At 53.7% G+C, this 14,176-nt stretch carries 20 protein-coding genes; 4 read left to right on the top strand and 16 right to left on the bottom strand.

The annotated features are described in order from the left end of the window. Positions 1 to 17: 17 nt before the first annotated feature. Positions 18 to 497, top strand: coding sequence for a helix-turn-helix transcriptional regulator (locus tag KNP72_RS11310; RefSeq protein ID WP_214718950.1), 480 nt, complete (start codon positions 18 to 20; stop codon positions 495 to 497). Positions 498 to 514: 17 nt separating this feature from the next. Here KNP72_RS11310 and KNP72_RS11305 read toward each other — a convergent pair whose 3' ends face one another. From KNP72_RS11305 to KNP72_RS11295, 3 genes are all read right to left on the bottom strand, one after another. Beyond that, positions 515 to 1,507 (bottom strand): M23 family metallopeptidase, encoded by a 993-nt coding sequence (locus tag KNP72_RS11305; RefSeq protein ID WP_214718947.1) that lies wholly within the window; start codon positions 1,505 to 1,507, stop codon positions 515 to 517. Positions 1,508 to 1,689: 182 nt separating this feature from the next. Further along, entirely contained in the window at positions 1,690 to 1,869 is a 180-nt protein-coding gene (locus KNP72_RS11300; RefSeq protein WP_214833344.1) for a hypothetical protein, read from the bottom strand. Then, complete coding sequence (locus KNP72_RS11295) at positions 1,869 to 2,666, bottom strand: GNAT family N-acetyltransferase (RefSeq protein ID WP_214833342.1); 798 nt, start codon at positions 2,664 to 2,666, stop codon at positions 1,869 to 1,871. The genes KNP72_RS11300 and KNP72_RS11295 overlap by 1 nt, the downstream gene beginning before the upstream one ends. 71 nt (positions 2,667 to 2,737) lie before the next feature. On the opposite strand from KNP72_RS11295, the gene KNP72_RS11290 reads away from it, so the two are divergent. Then, on the top strand, positions 2,738 to 3,202 hold the full coding sequence (locus KNP72_RS11290) for a GNAT family N-acetyltransferase (RefSeq protein ID WP_214718939.1): 465 nt from the start codon (positions 2,738 to 2,740) through the stop codon (positions 3,200 to 3,202). On the opposite strand, the gene KNP72_RS11285 is transcribed toward KNP72_RS11290, so the two are convergent. The 4 genes from KNP72_RS11285 to KNP72_RS11270 all read right to left on the bottom strand — a co-directional run bounded on the left by KNP72_RS11285 (position 3,183) and on the right by KNP72_RS11270 (position 5,837). After that, positions 3,183 to 3,770, bottom strand: a complete 588-nt coding sequence (locus KNP72_RS11285) for a GNAT family N-acetyltransferase (RefSeq protein WP_214833339.1) — start codon at positions 3,768 to 3,770, stop codon at positions 3,183 to 3,185. The genes KNP72_RS11290 and KNP72_RS11285 overlap by 20 nt on opposite strands. 91 nt (positions 3,771 to 3,861) lie before the next feature. After that, positions 3,862 to 4,455, bottom strand: a complete 594-nt coding sequence (locus KNP72_RS11280) for an NUDIX hydrolase (protein ID WP_214718933.1) — start codon at positions 4,453 to 4,455, stop codon at positions 3,862 to 3,864. Then, a complete protein-coding gene (locus KNP72_RS11275; protein ID WP_353048452.1) occupies positions 4,452 to 5,465 on the bottom strand; it encodes a S66 family peptidase in 1,014 nt (337 codons plus the stop codon). The genes KNP72_RS11280 and KNP72_RS11275 overlap by 4 nt, the downstream gene beginning before the upstream one ends. 66 nt (positions 5,466 to 5,531) lie before the next feature. After that, the gene (locus KNP72_RS11270) at positions 5,532 to 5,837 is read right to left on the bottom strand and encodes a hypothetical protein (protein ID WP_214718928.1); all 306 of its coding nucleotides are present in this window, start codon (positions 5,835 to 5,837) and stop codon (positions 5,532 to 5,534) included. 147 nt (positions 5,838 to 5,984) lie between these two features. Between KNP72_RS11270 and KNP72_RS11265 the strand changes: the two genes are divergently transcribed. Next, complete coding sequence (locus KNP72_RS11265) at positions 5,985 to 6,299, top strand: hypothetical protein (protein ID WP_214718927.1); 315 nt, start codon at positions 5,985 to 5,987, stop codon at positions 6,297 to 6,299. An 85-nt stretch (positions 6,300 to 6,384) separates the two neighbouring features. Next, positions 6,385 to 7,170 (top strand): SDR family oxidoreductase, encoded by a 786-nt coding sequence (locus KNP72_RS11260; protein ID WP_021065888.1) that lies wholly within the window; start codon positions 6,385 to 6,387, stop codon positions 7,168 to 7,170. Positions 7,171 to 7,202: 32 nt separating this feature from the next. On the opposite strand, the gene KNP72_RS11255 is transcribed toward KNP72_RS11260, so the two are convergent. From KNP72_RS11255 to KNP72_RS11215, 9 genes are all read right to left on the bottom strand, one after another. Then, positions 7,203 to 7,997, bottom strand: a complete 795-nt coding sequence (locus tag KNP72_RS11255) for a GNAT family N-acetyltransferase (protein WP_214718925.1) — start codon at positions 7,995 to 7,997, stop codon at positions 7,203 to 7,205. A gap of 67 nt (positions 7,998 to 8,064) precedes the next feature. After that, entirely contained in the window at positions 8,065 to 8,565 is a 501-nt protein-coding gene (locus KNP72_RS11250) for an NUDIX hydrolase (protein ID WP_214833335.1), read from the bottom strand. After that, positions 8,562 to 9,629 (bottom strand): saccharopine dehydrogenase family protein, encoded by a 1,068-nt coding sequence (locus KNP72_RS11245; protein ID WP_214833334.1) that lies wholly within the window; start codon positions 9,627 to 9,629, stop codon positions 8,562 to 8,564. The genes KNP72_RS11250 and KNP72_RS11245 overlap by 4 nt, the downstream gene beginning before the upstream one ends. 128 nt (positions 9,630 to 9,757) lie before the next feature. Then, on the bottom strand, positions 9,758 to 10,387 hold the full coding sequence (locus KNP72_RS11240; protein ID WP_214833332.1) for an NADPH-dependent FMN reductase: 630 nt from the start codon (positions 10,385 to 10,387) through the stop codon (positions 9,758 to 9,760). Then, on the bottom strand, positions 10,384 to 11,376 hold the full coding sequence (locus tag KNP72_RS11235) for a ring-cleaving dioxygenase (RefSeq protein WP_214833330.1): 993 nt from the start codon (positions 11,374 to 11,376) through the stop codon (positions 10,384 to 10,386). The genes KNP72_RS11240 and KNP72_RS11235 overlap by 4 nt, the downstream gene beginning before the upstream one ends. Positions 11,377 to 11,412: 36 nt before the next feature. Beyond that, on the bottom strand, positions 11,413 to 11,847 hold the full coding sequence (locus KNP72_RS11230) for a MarR family winged helix-turn-helix transcriptional regulator (protein WP_251128983.1): 435 nt from the start codon (positions 11,845 to 11,847) through the stop codon (positions 11,413 to 11,415). 133 nt (positions 11,848 to 11,980) lie between these two features. After that, positions 11,981 to 12,415 (bottom strand): GNAT family N-acetyltransferase, encoded by a 435-nt coding sequence (locus tag KNP72_RS11225; protein ID WP_214833326.1) that lies wholly within the window; start codon positions 12,413 to 12,415, stop codon positions 11,981 to 11,983. A 10-nt stretch (positions 12,416 to 12,425) separates the two neighbouring features. Further along, a complete protein-coding gene (locus KNP72_RS11220) occupies positions 12,426 to 13,553 on the bottom strand; it encodes a tetratricopeptide repeat protein (RefSeq protein WP_214833324.1) in 1,128 nt (375 codons plus the stop codon). Positions 13,554 to 13,602: 49 nt separating this feature from the next. Continuing rightward, the gene (locus KNP72_RS11215; protein ID WP_214833322.1) at positions 13,603 to 14,142 is read right to left on the bottom strand and encodes a ribonuclease FAU-1 family protein; all 540 of its coding nucleotides are present in this window, start codon (positions 14,140 to 14,142) and stop codon (positions 13,603 to 13,605) included. Positions 14,143 to 14,176 lie beyond the last annotated feature (34 nt).

Genomic DNA, 14,176 nt, shown 5'->3' with positions numbered 1-14,176 from the left:
ACACTTTAGGAGCAGGTATGCATACAAAAGAGACGTTTTCCGAACTGATTTCAAGCAAACTCAAATTGATTCGTACCGAGCAAGGATTATCCCAAGAAGAACTATGTACGCTCGTCGGCATCTCGAAAAAAACATTGATTCAAATCGAGAAGCGACGTCTGAACGCGAACTGGACGACGACGGTCGCCATCTGCGCCCTCTTCAATCAAAGCCCGTATCTCTATTCGTTGATTGGGGATCAACCCATCGAATTCATTCGTCTTGTCGCCCATACTGACCCGAGCCTGGCAACGAAAACGTTGGGCGGACACGTCTGGTGGACGACGATCGAGCATCAAGGGAAATACCGGATTCAACAGAATATGGTCAGTCAACATTACCGGATTCTCGACCACGACGACTTCCGCTGGTTCAGCACGTTCGACCGCGATGAGGCGTTCCGGAAATTGATCGAACTGCGCTCGACCCAGGACGAGCAGGGAGACACAAAAAAATGACGCAACGAATCGTTGCGTCAATACGTCGCTTTGATGGGCGACACGCCACCGAGCACTTCGGCGACATCCATCGGGTTGACCGTGTTGCCGGCCGAACTTGATGAATAAGCGTATTCTCCTTGATGCACTTCGAAATGGAGGTGCGGACCTGACGAGTTGCCCGTATTGCCGATTTGGCCAATGCCTTCGCCTTGGAGCAACGTCTGGCCTGTCTTCACTTCGATTTTATGCATATGGGCGTAAACCGTCGTCCACTTTTGACCATCGATTTCATGCTCGATGAAGACGTGCTTCCCATAAGGGCCGCCCGATTTGACGTCCGTGACCGTTCCAGCCGCCGCTGCGTAAATCGGTGTGCCCACGTTCGCCGCGATATCGATTCCGTTATGGAACGTATATCCGAACTGGCCACTCGCCGGTCCGTAGCCTTGTGACAGACGTCCAGTCGCTGGCATCATAAACTTGTCAGGCGCAAGCGCGGCCGTTTGTTGCTTCAAGTCTTTCAATTGGGCCGCTTGTCCTTTCAACTGTTTATAGGCAGCCACATGAGCCGAGCGGGCTTGTTGTCGTTCTGCTTCCACGTCCGCCTGTTTGCTCTCAAGCGCCTTTAACGATTGCGTTGTCTCGGCTTGTTTGGCTTGCAAATCACGCTTCGTCTCTTCAGACTCCGCCGCCTCTGCCTTAGCGCTCGGTAGCACAGTCGACAACACTTGTTTGAATAGAGACTTGTCAGCTGTCTCAGGATTCAATGCTGTCTCATATGACGCGAGTTTTGATTTGGTCTGTTCAATCTTTTGATTGATTGCTTTCGCGCTCTGATCGATCGTTTCGACGTGACGTTTGGCTTTGGCAACCGATTGTTTCGAAGTTTGAATCCGTTGTTCGGTCTGTTGAAGCGATTTCGTCGTCTTGACGAGGTCTTGCGGGGTAATTTGATCCGCGGATACGGCTGAAGTCCCTGACAGAATCAGGACGCCTGTACCGACGGTAACGAGTAGTTGTTTCCACATATATCGATAAAACCTCCAGATTGGATGATTCGCTAGCTTGATTAAAAAGCTACAAGTGCGAATATAGCATCCATGTCTGAAAAGTTCAATATATGAAGCATTTCATTTGTATGTCGAACATATCAAAATCGTGAACTCTCCATACATAAACTTCACTCAAATTTCATAAGGTTCATCCGTCGTCATCGTCTTCGTTGTAGGACGATCACGACTATACTGACAGCGGCCAGGATGGTCAGCGCCGGTCCGCCGAACAAAAAGAGTCGATTCAGGTCCGATGGCAGATTCGTTGTCAGGCCAAGAATCGTGAACAAATTCCCGACAATCAGACCAATCATGAGGACAGGCAACAGGACTCGCATTACGTCTCCGTCCCGGGCTTGATCATCTCGAATTGAGCAATCTCGTCCTGGACGAACCCGAGCTGTCGGGCTGCCGAGAGCAACGTCGGGCGATCCGACGTCAACGTCAGTCGAATCGGTCCTTCGGCTGCGGCCGCACGCAATAACCACTCGGCGTCCTCTTCGCGACCGAACACATCTAGCAACAGATTGTCCCGGAAGAGCAGTGCCCCGGTTTTCTCACCTTCTACCACTCGAACGAGTTCAGTCTGTTGTTGTGTCGTGCGGACATCAACTTGCCAAGTCGGCTTGTGCGCCGCTGCCGGATAATACGTATCGAACAGTTCGAGAATCGACGACCGTTCCCGTGTCGCACTCGTCTCAGTCAATACGGATTGAAAGTACATAATCTCTCGGACGACACGGTACCCGAGTCGGTCATAGAGGGCGAGCGCGGGATTGTTCCCTTGGATGACCTCGAGCAGACGCGTTCCCGTCGCCTGTTCATCGAACTGTCGCATCAATTCGTGCGCGATGCCGAGATGTCGGTAATCAGGGGCGACGGCCAAGCCGCCACAACGAGTGACCCATCCTGTATCGAGGTGTGCCACGCCGCTCAACATGACAGCAACGGGCCGACCGTCCGCATAGGCGACGACGGAACGCGTCGGCTGGTTTTGATCGCGGACGAGGAAGACGGCCTCGAACTGGGCCTCATCCATGTCAAAGCGAATCATGTAATCGGAAAAACCGTCCATGAAGGCTCGATACAAATCTTGGAGCGGTGGATGTTGGACATAAGTAATCACTGGATGCATCACGTGTTCGTTCCCTTCACTTATAATTCGGTATACTGATGGAGACAGCTAATCATGGAGGAGGATTCATCATGACGACGAGACTCGAACCACTTCGAGAGGCCCATTGGTCCGTCTTGAACACATTCACGTTACCGCTCGATCAAGAAAAATATACGACACTCCCAATCGACCTCGATTCCCCCCTCTTAGACGGGATTCACCCTATCGTCATCGTGGCCGAGGAGCCCGTCGGTTTCTTTTTGCTCCACGATACGGAACGGGTCGCCTCGTATACGGAGGCAGACGACGCATTGTTGCTCTCGATGTTCTCAATCACCCATTCGGCGCAAGGGAACGGTCATGCCAAAGCGGCACTCCGCCAACTGCCGAACTATGTACGAGCGCATTTTCCTCATAAACACGAGGTCGTGCTATCGGTCAATCTGAAGAACGAGGCCGCCTTTTCCCTTTATCAAACGGTCGGCTTCATCGACACGAAGCGCCGAATCGACGGCCCCATCGGTCCGCAGCGCATCATGTCGCTAGCGGTCTAAGCTCGCCTGGCAACAGGCCATACACGGCCGTGTCCGTCAGCCGCATCCCGTCAGCGGACAAATCTTCGTTCCGGAGCATGCCTTCTAGCTGAAAGCCGAGCCGTTCGGGAATCAAGCGACTGCCTTCGTTCGTCGACTCGCAGCGAATCTCGATCCGTTTGAAATCGAACTGGGCGAAACTGAAACGGACGACCGCCTCGACCGCTTCCGTCATATAGCCACGACCGGTATGTCTCGAATCGAGCCAATACCCGATTTCTGCTTTCGGGACGTCCCAATCAATCCCGAACAGGCTGACCGTCCCCACGAACGTCCCCGTCTCCCGTAAAAAGATGAGATACCGAAAACTTTCGCCTGTCCCGTACAAGTTTTGCGCCCGTTGTAAATTCACTTCCGTCTCAGACAACGTCGGTACGTCTTGCGCGAACGGGAGCCATCGCTTCAACTCTTCATGCGAGCCCCGAATCGATTCGTTGACGACACGTGCATCTATATCGGCGAGCGGTGCCCGTAAATACAGACGCGCCGTCTCCAAGCCGAGTGGGATTGTGTCTGGTCCTGTTTTCATCTTTCTTCCCCCTCTTTACTTACGAAAACACCAAATGAGCAAGCCGCCCAGCCCGACCACAAGCACGACGTGAAGCAGTTGCCATAGGACTTCAATCATGGCGTTCCTCTTGAGCGGCTTTTACACCTGCCAGCACTTGCTCCCAGTAGTTGGTCGGGTGTGGTACGAGATCGCGTTTCGTCACGACCCGGGTATTTCCTGAGATGGCCGAGGTCGTCTCCACCTCGGATTGCGTCCCGCCAATCAGTTCGTGCAGCGCCGTAATTTCGACCGAGACGACATCGGCCACTTCCGCTTCGTCCAACGTGAACGCTTCGCCATCATACGCATAGACATACGTATGGGCGAACTCGCGGTCTAAAAACGTATCCGTCTCGATGACGTCTTCGAAGACGCCGAGCGGGGTCAGTTGATCGAACGTCAATTCGAGTCCTAACTCTTCTTGAATCTCGCGCACCCCGTCACGAACGGTCTCTCCGGCGGTCAAGTGCCCGGCGGCCGTGATATCGAACAACGCGGGAAAGTCCGCCTTCGTATCGCTGCGAAGCTGTAACAGGAGGCGGTCGTGATCCATCATCCAGCAGTGGAACGTCTCATGCCAATCCCCGTCCCGATGGACGTCTGCTCGTGATTTCAATCCGATTTTCTTCCGGCGGTGGTCGACGATTGTAATGAACTCGATCATGACGTCACCCCGTTCTCTAAAAATGTGATGGTTCCCGCCGTCGCGTCAAGTTCGACCTCGATCCCAATCGGAAACACATGGGCCGGGAACGTATGTCCGATATCGACGTTCGTCAAAATCGGGAAGTCGACGTCTCCGAGCACTTCGAGCAACAAGTCCTCAAATGAGAACGGCGCGCCGGCCGCATCGAAATGTTCATGCTTTCCGATGACGAGACCGCTGATGACGTCGAACACCCCGGCGAGCTTGAGCATGCTGAGCGAACGTTCCTCGTCCGCCATCGTCTTGAACGAGTCTTCTAAAAAGAGAATCGCACCGGTCACATCAGGGAAATAATCAGACTTCAAAAAGCCGGTCATCGTGTTCATGTTCCCACCAATCAGCTTGCCGCGGGCCTGTCCGTCTCGAAGGGTTAGCCATCCGTCATTTGGACGGAACGTCTTCTCCCGGTCCTGGGTCGACCAATCGATCATCTCCTCGGTCCACTCTCGGGGCACATCGAGCGTATACGGTGCCGTCCGTTCTAAACCGAGCACCTCTCGCACATACCGTTCTCCGTCGGCAAACATCGTCTCGTATTCCCCGAACGACGGCACGATGGCCGGACCGTAAAACGTCGTCACTCCCGTCTGCGTATAACAAGCGAGGAGAAGTGCTGTCACATCGCTATAGCCCATAATGATTTTCGGCTGACGTCGCAACGCCTCATAGTCGATATACGGCAAGAGCGAGTTCGAATTCGTCCCGCCAATCGTGCTGATGATCGCTTTGACGTCCGGGTCACGCAATAGCGCGTTGACCTCTTCGGCCCGCTCTTGAATCGAGGCCGAGCGATACCCTTCCGAACGATGCGTGCATGAGCCTTCCTGAACGATGAATCCCATCCGTTTCAGTTGTTCGATTCCGCGCGTGTATCGTTCCGGGAACCGTGCCGGTGCCGGGAACGACGGCGTGATGATTCCAATCGTGTCTCCCGATCGTAACGCCGGGGGGTGCTTCCTCGTTAACACAGTCATCCCTCCATCAAGTGCGATGCCTTCACTGTACGGGTTTCAGAAGTCGGATGACAACCCGGTTCAAAACAGATCAGGGTCTTCCGAAAGGGTCCGTACTTTACGGATTTTCTGCGGCCGTCCAGTCCAACCAAGTGTGAGAAAGAAGAAACCGCCTCCGATGACACAGGACAACCCGACCAGTCCCGCGACGATGCCATCAAATCCGAAGCGTTCCCCGCTCACGACGAGCAACAGTGGCGAAAAGACAAAGGCAATGCCGAGCAATAACGCGCCACCCCACATCCGTCGCCGTGGAAACCCGATTGTCCACCAGCCGAATGCCACCAATCCTAAAACGATTAATCCAATCATTCCGATTAGAACCATCCTCAGCGCCTCCACTCTTCAAATTGTCTTGTCTTATTCCGCACGAACAATTCAAAATCCTGTCAAAAAGACCCTATAGAATTCCTGCAAACCGGGTAAATAACTATTGGAAACCATCGTACCGGAATCGCACAGAGGAGGAACACCATGAGAACCCGACTCATCTTTGCTCTGGCATTTATCGGTCTTTTTTTAGTTGCTGTTTATTGGATCAGCACACGGGACGACCATCAAATCGAAGGACGAATCGAACAGATTGACATCCCACAGCTGATGATTGGACCACATGACTTGTCAGACGACGAGTTAACGTTGCAGACGATATTAATCAACGAACGAACGAAAGTGACAGGAGAAGCGAACGATGTGCAACAACTCCGGGTCGGACAAGTCGTCACGGTCGAACTCGATCGCGACGCCAAGTTGAAAATCGCGGTATCGATTCACGTTCAACCCGATTGAGTCGTTTCACCTTTTTTCAGAAAACGGGCTTAGGTTTCATAGAACGGTGGAATATGAGAACAGGAAGCTGAAAGGAGCGAATTGAATGATTTCAAATACATTGTTATCGGGGAAGGTCGCATTCATCACAGGCGCGGCATCTGGAATCGGACGTGCCACCGTCATCCGGTTCGTCCAAGCCGGGGCGAAAGTCGCTATCGTCGATTTGAACTTAGAAGACGCGGAACAACTTGCGACTCTGATTGGAGAAGAGCGTGCCATCGGCATCAGTGCCGATGTGGGGAACGAAGACGAGATGAAACGAGCGTACGAGCAGACGGTTGAACGCTTCGGCCGTGTCGATATCGTCTTTGCGAACGCAGGACGGAACGGTACCATCACACCAATCGAGCACTTGTCGCTCGAAGATTGGAACGGTGTCGTCGAGACGAACTTGACGGGTACATTCTTGACGGTGAAACATGCCATCCCTCATTTAAAAGAACGAGGCGGCAGTGTCATCATCACGTCGTCCATCAACGGAAACCGTTACTTCAAAAACTTTGGGTTCAGCGGCTATGCGACGACGAAAGCCGGCCAGACCGGATTCGCCAAAATGGCAGCGGCCGAGCTCGCCCAATTCGGCATTCGCGTCAACTCGATTTGCCCGGGGGCCATCGACACGAACATCGATGACTCGACGAATCGCGATGACGCCTTGCTCGAAGAAATCGTCATCCCGATCGAGTATCCGGAAGGAAATCAACCGTTGGCCGGGAAATCCGGCACGGCCAAACAAGTCGCGGACGTCGTATTGTTCTTCGCGAGCAACATGTCGAGTCACGTCACCGGCTCTGAGGTGTACGTCGACGGCGCCGAATCATTACTTTAACAGACAAAAGGTCGCCCCGCGGGGCGACCTGTTTATTTGAGAATTGGGCTTTTCATGACGGCTTTCTGGTAAAACGGAATGAATCCTAAGCGCTCCATGTTCCGTCCCGAGGCCGTATCGACTTTCGTCGTCACGGTCACGTACTGGCAACCGGCTGCTTTTGCGGCCGCAATCCGTTCCAAGATGAGCTGCGTCTGATAGCCTCTGCCTCGATAAGCCGGAATCGTGCTCGTCAAAAACAGTTCGCCCATCCCGTCCTGGATGGCAAGAATCCCGCCGGCGACGGCCGTCTCACCTTCGCGGACGAGATACGCCTGGTTTTCGGGTAACGCGTAGAAGCCTTTCGCGGTATCAATCGTCTCTTGCATGACCGTCCCGGTTTCGGCGAAGCCGGCCGCGATGGCCCGGGCCCATTCGTTCACGTTATCGGCGTGCACGCGTTCGACCGTATGCTCCATATCTGGGAATACGAACGTGTTCACGTCGAGCAACCACACGTCCAGGAAGTGGTCGAGCGTATAGTTTCGCTCTTGGAGCAACCGAATGAGTGACATGTCCGCGAGCGGACAAACCTCGATATGTAGGCGGGACACGTTCTTGCCGCGTACCCATTTCTCCATCTGGTGCAAATCGTAAAAACTGGTCGGTCGATTCAAACCGAAGCCGACCGCAAAACTCGTATTGCCCATCCGAAAGACGTGGCCTTTGTTTTCGACAATCAATTCCGAACCTTCATAGGGAGGGGACTGTTTCCGATGCCGAATATAGGCAGACGTTCCTTCCGCTTTGATGCGTTCGATCCGCCTGGCTAGTTCTAAGCGTCTCATCTCGTTCCCTCCCCACTAATCTCCCCTGAGTTTACCATACTTCGATTACGAACAGATTGTGATTCCGTTACAAGGCGAGACGCAAGTCTGACTCAAATCGAAGTAACCGTTCCCGGACAGATGGGACGAGATCATCCAGGGCCATCAATTCTGACCAATCGACGAGACGAACCGCTACGACTTCGTCTTCCTGAAGCACCAAGTCATCAAGTTGCAGCGGAGTATCGGTTTGATAGCGATACAGGTCTAGAAAATATGTCTCGCGGCGTAACGTCGCCACCCACTCCAACTGGTCAGGTTCGACTGAGAGACCGATTTCTTCCCCCAGCTCCCGAACAACGCCTTGTCGACTCGTCTCACCAGCCAGAATGGAGCCTCCCGTCCCTTCCCAAAGGAGCGGGTACGTCTTATCAGGGTGGCGTTGCGAGAGCAACACGTTTCCGTTCACATCAAACGTGAACACCTCGATGACGGTATGATACGTGTCCACTGCCAATTGTTCGCCGCGCACGTGCGTCTTGCCGAGCGGACGCCGCTCTCCGTCGACTAAATCCCATTGCTCACTCAAAGCCGGACCTCGTCAACGACAAACGAGGATGACCCTTCAATCTCTTCGATGAAGTGTGATCCGAACAGCATCGCCGGTGTGAAGCTGCCAGGGATGACGCGGCCTGAACTGACAAGTCGTGACACGACCTCAAGCGCCCCGTACACGGTAAAGGCATATGTGCTCGCCGTCTTGATGCGGACGATCACTTTACGTCCTGAGGCGTTCGTCGCCTCGCCCCAGACATACGTCGAGGAGCGTTCCCGTTCTGACTTTTCCGGTCCGCTCACATGTTCATCAACATAACGGAGCAGTTTCCCTTGCACCGCGTCGCTGCCGAGAATCGGACCGAACCAAGACAAAAGACGCGCCCCGTAAGCGTAAGCCGTAGGGACCGGGACCCACGTCGTGATGTTCGGAATGCCCGTCGTATAATAGGCGGTCGAGACGTCTCCCCATGGAATGGCGATGGCCGTTTTCTTGCCGCGTCCGAAATCGATGTGACGACGTTTCTCGCCCAGCGGGAACGGTGTCAATTCGCCATCTTTTCGTTCGGCACTGCTCGACCCTAGCCCACGGATTGCTGTTTTCAGCGTCCCGCGTGAGATACCGGCGGCGGCCGAGAAACCGAGTGCGAGATTCATCGCGTCCGGCATCAGCTCTTTCAGCTTCCGGGCCACACAGTCGGTCGGAATGACGTCGAAGCCGACACCCGAACAGAGCAACACGCCCGCTTCTTGCGCGAGCTTGGCCCGTTTCTTCGAGTGGATGTATTCGAACACCTCCATTTCCCCGGTAATATCCAAGTAATGTGTCTTCGTGGCGAGACACGCCTCGACCATCGGCCGACTCGTATCGGCGAACGGTCCGGCACAGTGTAACACGAGGTCGATGTCTTCCAATTGGCGTGTCGCCTTATCAAGCGACAAGTTGAAGACGCGCGTCTCGCACCCGAGCTCCTCACCGAGCTTGGCGATCGCGTCCGCACGCCGACCCGCGAGCACCGGTGTCATCCCTTGTTTCACCGCTTGACGGGCAATCAGTTCGCCTGTATATCCGTTCGCCCCATAAATCATCCATTTCATCACGATTCCTCCTTCAATCATATGTATTTTTTCCTCTTCCCTTCTTTTACCCACGATACACGACGTCCCCTTCATTGAAAAGAAACGCCAAAAAAACGATCGCCCTTGTTTAGGCGATCGTTTGTCGATTAGTTGTTTGCAGCTTCTGCAGCTTTCGTACGGACCGTCTGCATCGCTTCTGTCCATGGGACGAGCTGATCGAGCATGTCGTTGACCGATTGGACTTGAACGTCTTTCGGTGCGAAATGTGTCCCGTTCTCGAAGTCTGTGAAGAGCGAGAGCGCTGGGTGGACACGGACGTGAGCGACCAAGAGTTCGCTCAAGACACCACGCAAGTGTTCTGTCGCACGTGCGCCGCCGACCGAACCGTACGAGACGATTCCTGCTGCTTTGTTATGCCATTCGTTGCGTAAGTAGTCGAGGGCGTTTTTGAGCGCGCCAGTGATTGAGTGGTTGTACTCTTGGACGATGAAGACGAAGCCGTCCATTTCCGCGATTTTCTCAGACCATGCTGCCGCACCTGATGCGTCGCCGCCTGGCTCGCCGAGAAGCGGGAGGCTGTAGTCTGCGATATCGATGATTTCATAGTTAGCGTCACCGCGTTTGTTCGCGATTTCTTTCACCCATTCTCCGACTTGCGGGCTGACGCGTCCTTCACGAGTAGATCCGAGTACGATTCCAATTTTCAACATGTTAGTTCCTCCTTGTGAGTTGGTTGGTTCTTCTTGTTTACCGAACAAACGATTCAAAAAGCTCATTTCATTCCCTCATATTCTTTCTCAAACGTTTTTGTACTTCTGACCGTATCAATCGGTCGAACCATCGCTTCAATCTGTTCCCGCTTCGGTTCTAAGAACGGCGGGAGTGACAATTTCTCACCGACCGTCTCATACGGCTCATCGCCCATGAACCCTGGTCCGTCCGTTGCCCATTCGAACAGGATTTGCGGCGCGACGCGTGCGTAAGACGATTCAAAGAAGAAGCGGTCGACATAGCCTGACGTCGGTAACCCGAACTGTTGCAATCGTGCCGTCCATTCATCGAGGACACTGCGGTCATCGACACGGAAAGCGACGTGGTGCACGGTTCCGAACCCTTGGCGCGCGACTGGTGACGTCTCGTCATGGATGACGACGACTTGCGCTCCGTTTCCACCCTCACCTCCTTCAAAGAGATGCGCGTCGCCTTCTTGTCCGATTTCTTCGAACAACATGACTTGCTCCATCACTTGTTTGAAATACGTAAAGTCCGCGATGCGGATAAAGATTGGACCGAGACCCGTGATAGCGTATTCGAGCGGGACCGGGCCGTTTTGCCACGGCTCGCCTGACGCGACACCGACATTGAACTCATCCGAGATGAGTTGATACGCCTGTTCGTCAAAGTCGACGAACGCGAGCGTCTTCTTGCCGAACTGCTCTTGAATCCCTTCATGCTTCACGCCGAGGCGGTCGAAGCGACGTTCCCAATACGTGAGCGCCTCGTCGTTAGGGACGCGGAACGACGTCTTGGCGATTTCGTTCGTCCCATGCACGCCTTTTGGGATGCCAGGGAAATCGAAGAACGTCATATCCGTTCCGGCGCTGCCTTTGTCATCGGCGAAAAATAAGTGGTACGTCTGAATATCGTCTTGGTTGACCGTCTTTTTGACGAGACGCATTCCGAGGACGTTCGTAAAGAAGTCATAGTTCTTCTCGGCGCTGCTCGTAATCGCCGTCACGTGGTGAATTCCTTTTACATGGTTCATTCGAATCGCTCCTTCAAAATCTTGATTTCGAGATAATTAATTAAATTTTTTTGACGCTTCGGCGCGTTTGCCGACCGTCTTCAATTGAGTAATCGTGTCTGTTAAATCGAGTCCGTCGAACAGCTCGTCCATCCGTTGTTCATGGGCTGGAAAGATGCGCGCCATGAGTGTCTGACCGTCTTCCGTCAACGCCGCATACGTGACGCGCCGGTCGCTCGGACAGGCTTTGCGAATCAAGTAGCCTTTCGTTTCGAGCCGGTCGACGATGTACGTCATGCTCCCACTCGTCAGCAATACTTTTTTGCCGATCGTCTGAATCGGTTGATCACCTTTATGGTACAGCAATTCAAGGACCGAGAACTCGGTCGGATTCAGCCCGTACTCGGCGACTTCATGCTTGACCACGTCTTGAATCGATTGCGAGGCCCGAAGCAATACCGTGATCGCTTTTAACGTTTGCCGTTCTTCCATGTGTTCCCCTCCTCTGCTGAGAGAAAACAATACTTTAAATTTAATTATCTTTAATTCGAGATAAATATAACATGGCAAATTTGATGGGTCAATCATTTTGTTTCAAAAAAAAAAGACGAGTTGCTTCGTCTTTTCACGCGCGGCGAATGACCGCCATCTCCCGCCCGAAGCGATCGCCTTCATCGACGAAGCCCAAGCTTTCGTATAATCGATGCGCACCCGTATTGTCCGGATGATAGCCGACAACGATTGGTTCGGTGCCGAACTGCCCCATTTCATCGAGCATGAGTTCGGTCGCCTGACGGCCAATGCCTTTCCCTTGGTGCGTGTGATCGACCATGATGCGATACACCCAGCGCGCGTCCAACTCTTCGAGTACCGTATTGTACATAAGAAACCCGATCATCGTCTCGTCCTCGTAAATCGCATACGCCCGCAGCGTCGGTTCATACATCGCTTGCAGCAGCGAAATCGCATTCGGTTCCATATACGCTTGTTGCTCGTCACTCAGAGTGAGCTGACAGCACGTATACCAGTTTTGTTCTGTAATCGGTTGAAGTGTGATCATCCGGTTCTCCTTAATCGTATGTCTCGTCCAAGTTACGCGCATAAAACGCGATGGCGCGACGATACCGTTTAATGCTGTCATCCGGCTCCGGGCTTGCGAGCAGTTCGAGCAACGTACCGGTAGCTTCAGTGTGGCGCCCGAGATTATAATGGGTCATCGCCTGAAACACTTTGAGCGCCCCGATGTCCGGGAACTGTTCAATCGCCTTGGCGAACAACACCTCAGCGTCCTCGTAGCGGCCGAGCGCCCGGTACGTGCTGCCGAGTCCAATATACGTCTCCCGGAGCTCTTCGCCGGCGAGCCCGAGCCGAATCGCCCGTTCATAATGCGGGACGGCTTGACGCTCTTCGCCGAGCGAGTCATAACACGAGGCGCAATGGGCATGGAGGCGCGGATTCTTCTCGTCTTGCCGAAGCAACATAAGGAACAGCTGCTTCGCCCGTTCGAGCTCTCCGTTCTCGCGGAGACGAATCGCTTCGTCGAGCCCCTTCTCTTCTGGGGTTTGAACTTCCAAGTCACTCAAGTCATCGAGCCACGCTTGCAACAACTCGTAATAGCGGCCGACATGGACGCCATCGACGAGGGCATGGTGGGCTTGGACCGAGAGCGGCATCGTCATCCGGTCGCCGGTTGCGGTGAATTTCCCCCAGGCGATGCGCGGCACGGTATCGTGTTGCTGGTCGTTCGTCGGATGACTGATGCTCGTGAACGTGACCCAAGGCACGCTCGTGATATAAAGCAGGCTGTCCGGCTCATCGTCGCCGACGACGACTTCCCGTTTCGCCCCGCTCATCCGGGCCGTCACTTCTTCCATGAAGTCCGGGAACGCGTCTTTATACGTCGCCGTGCAAAAGTTGAAGACGTCATCGTCCATCATGATGGTGAACGATGGATGTACGACGTCGTGCTCGATGACCTCGTCGCCGCGGATCCGATAGCGAAGCTCAGCCACGGCATTCGCCGTCTTGACGGCACCGTACAAGAACAGTTTGAAGAACGACTGGCCGGTCCGTTTGGCGTGTGTATGTAACTTCGTCACATCGACGCTCGCCGTCACGTTGAAATGCGGAGCGTCGAACGCCTTGAAGAATTCGTAGTGCTTCTTGCGCGACCACGTCTCAGTATTGATGATTTTCATAATGCGTCCCCCTGTTTTTTCTTTCACTGTACCAAAGGGAACAGGTCGTTCAAAGTTTTTGCTTCAACTCGGTGTAATGTCCGTTCGCCAAGTCGAAATAGACGAAGTCCCGACGTTCAATCCGGTCGAGCGTCGCATGGAAGTCACGCCAGCCCTGCTCGACGAGCTCCGGCGTCAGTTCTCCGGCCTCCGTCGCTTCCTCGAACTCGTCCTCGTCTTTGCGGACGACGTCCCCGTTCGGGAAGATGAGGATGTCGAGCAACAAGTCGTCCATATACGGGATTCCGTCCTCATATCCGATCGCTTCGACAATATCGATGTACCATTGAACGATGTGCCCTTCATCATTAAACATGACGGTCACACCGAACGGCTCGTCGTCCGGGAAATATTGGAGCCAGCTGTAACCGGCATCGGCGACGATGAACTCTTCTCCCTTGTGCATCTTATATTGAGGTGCGCGGACCGCATCGATTTGAAACAAGGCGACGGTCCCGGAGAAACGGTCATCATGTACCTCCATTTGCGCGTAGCGATGTTGCAAAATCCGTTCCCAGTCTCGACGATTGGCAAATTTCCGTTTTGGCATATGTCTCTCTCCTTTTGACCCAATTCATACGTAA

The organism is Exiguobacterium sp. s152 (genome assembly GCF_018618335.1).
In the GTDB taxonomy this organism is placed as follows: domain Bacteria; phylum Bacillota; class Bacilli; order Exiguobacteriales; family Exiguobacteriaceae; genus Exiguobacterium; species Exiguobacterium chiriqhucha.
Note: the sequence above shows the minus strand (reverse complement) of the source record. Positions and strands in the feature narration are given on the sequence as shown.

Coding starts and splice junctions, on each gene's coding strand:
- KNP72_RS11310 (WP_214718950.1), top strand. CDS start 18: ATGCATACAAAAGAGACGTTTTCCGAACTGATTTCAAGCAAACTCAAA.
- KNP72_RS11305 (WP_214718947.1), bottom strand. CDS start 1,507: ATGTGGAAACAACTACTCGTTACCGTCGGTACAGGCGTCCTGATTCTG.
- KNP72_RS11300 (WP_214833344.1), bottom strand. CDS start 1,869: ATGCGAGTCCTGTTGCCTGTCCTCATGATTGGTCTGATTGTCGGGAAT.
- KNP72_RS11295 (WP_214833342.1), bottom strand. CDS start 2,666: ATGCATCCAGTGATTACTTATGTCCAACATCCACCGCTCCAAGATTTG.
- KNP72_RS11290 (WP_214718939.1), top strand. CDS start 2,738: ATGACGACGAGACTCGAACCACTTCGAGAGGCCCATTGGTCCGTCTTG.
- KNP72_RS11285 (WP_214833339.1), bottom strand. CDS start 3,770: ATGAAAACAGGACCAGACACAATCCCACTCGGCTTGGAGACGGCGCGT.
- KNP72_RS11280 (WP_214718933.1), bottom strand. CDS start 4,455: ATGATCGAGTTCATTACAATCGTCGACCACCGCCGGAAGAAAATCGGA.
- KNP72_RS11270 (WP_214718928.1), bottom strand. CDS start 5,837: ATGGTTCTAATCGGAATGATTGGATTAATCGTTTTAGGATTGGTGGCA.
- KNP72_RS11265 (WP_214718927.1), top strand. CDS start 5,985: ATGAGAACCCGACTCATCTTTGCTCTGGCATTTATCGGTCTTTTTTTA.
- KNP72_RS11260 (WP_021065888.1), top strand. CDS start 6,385: ATGATTTCAAATACATTGTTATCGGGGAAGGTCGCATTCATCACAGGC.
- KNP72_RS11255 (WP_214718925.1), bottom strand. CDS start 7,997: ATGAGACGCTTAGAACTAGCCAGGCGGATCGAACGCATCAAAGCGGAA.
- KNP72_RS11245 (WP_214833334.1), bottom strand. CDS start 9,629: ATGAAATGGATGATTTATGGGGCGAACGGATATACAGGCGAACTGATT.
- KNP72_RS11240 (WP_214833332.1), bottom strand. CDS start 10,387: ATGAGCTTTTTGAATCGTTTGTTCGGTAAACAAGAAGAACCAACCAAC.
- KNP72_RS11235 (WP_214833330.1), bottom strand. CDS start 11,376: ATGAACCATGTAAAAGGAATTCACCACGTGACGGCGATTACGAGCAGC.
- KNP72_RS11230 (WP_251128983.1), bottom strand. CDS start 11,847: ATGGAAGAACGGCAAACGTTAAAAGCGATCACGGTATTGCTTCGGGCC.
- KNP72_RS11225 (WP_214833326.1), bottom strand. CDS start 12,415: ATGATCACACTTCAACCGATTACAGAACAAAACTGGTATACGTGCTGT.
- KNP72_RS11220 (WP_214833324.1), bottom strand. CDS start 13,553: ATGAAAATCATCAATACTGAGACGTGGTCGCGCAAGAAGCACTACGAA.
- KNP72_RS11215 (WP_214833322.1), bottom strand. CDS start 14,142: ATGCCAAAACGGAAATTTGCCAATCGTCGAGACTGGGAACGGATTTTG.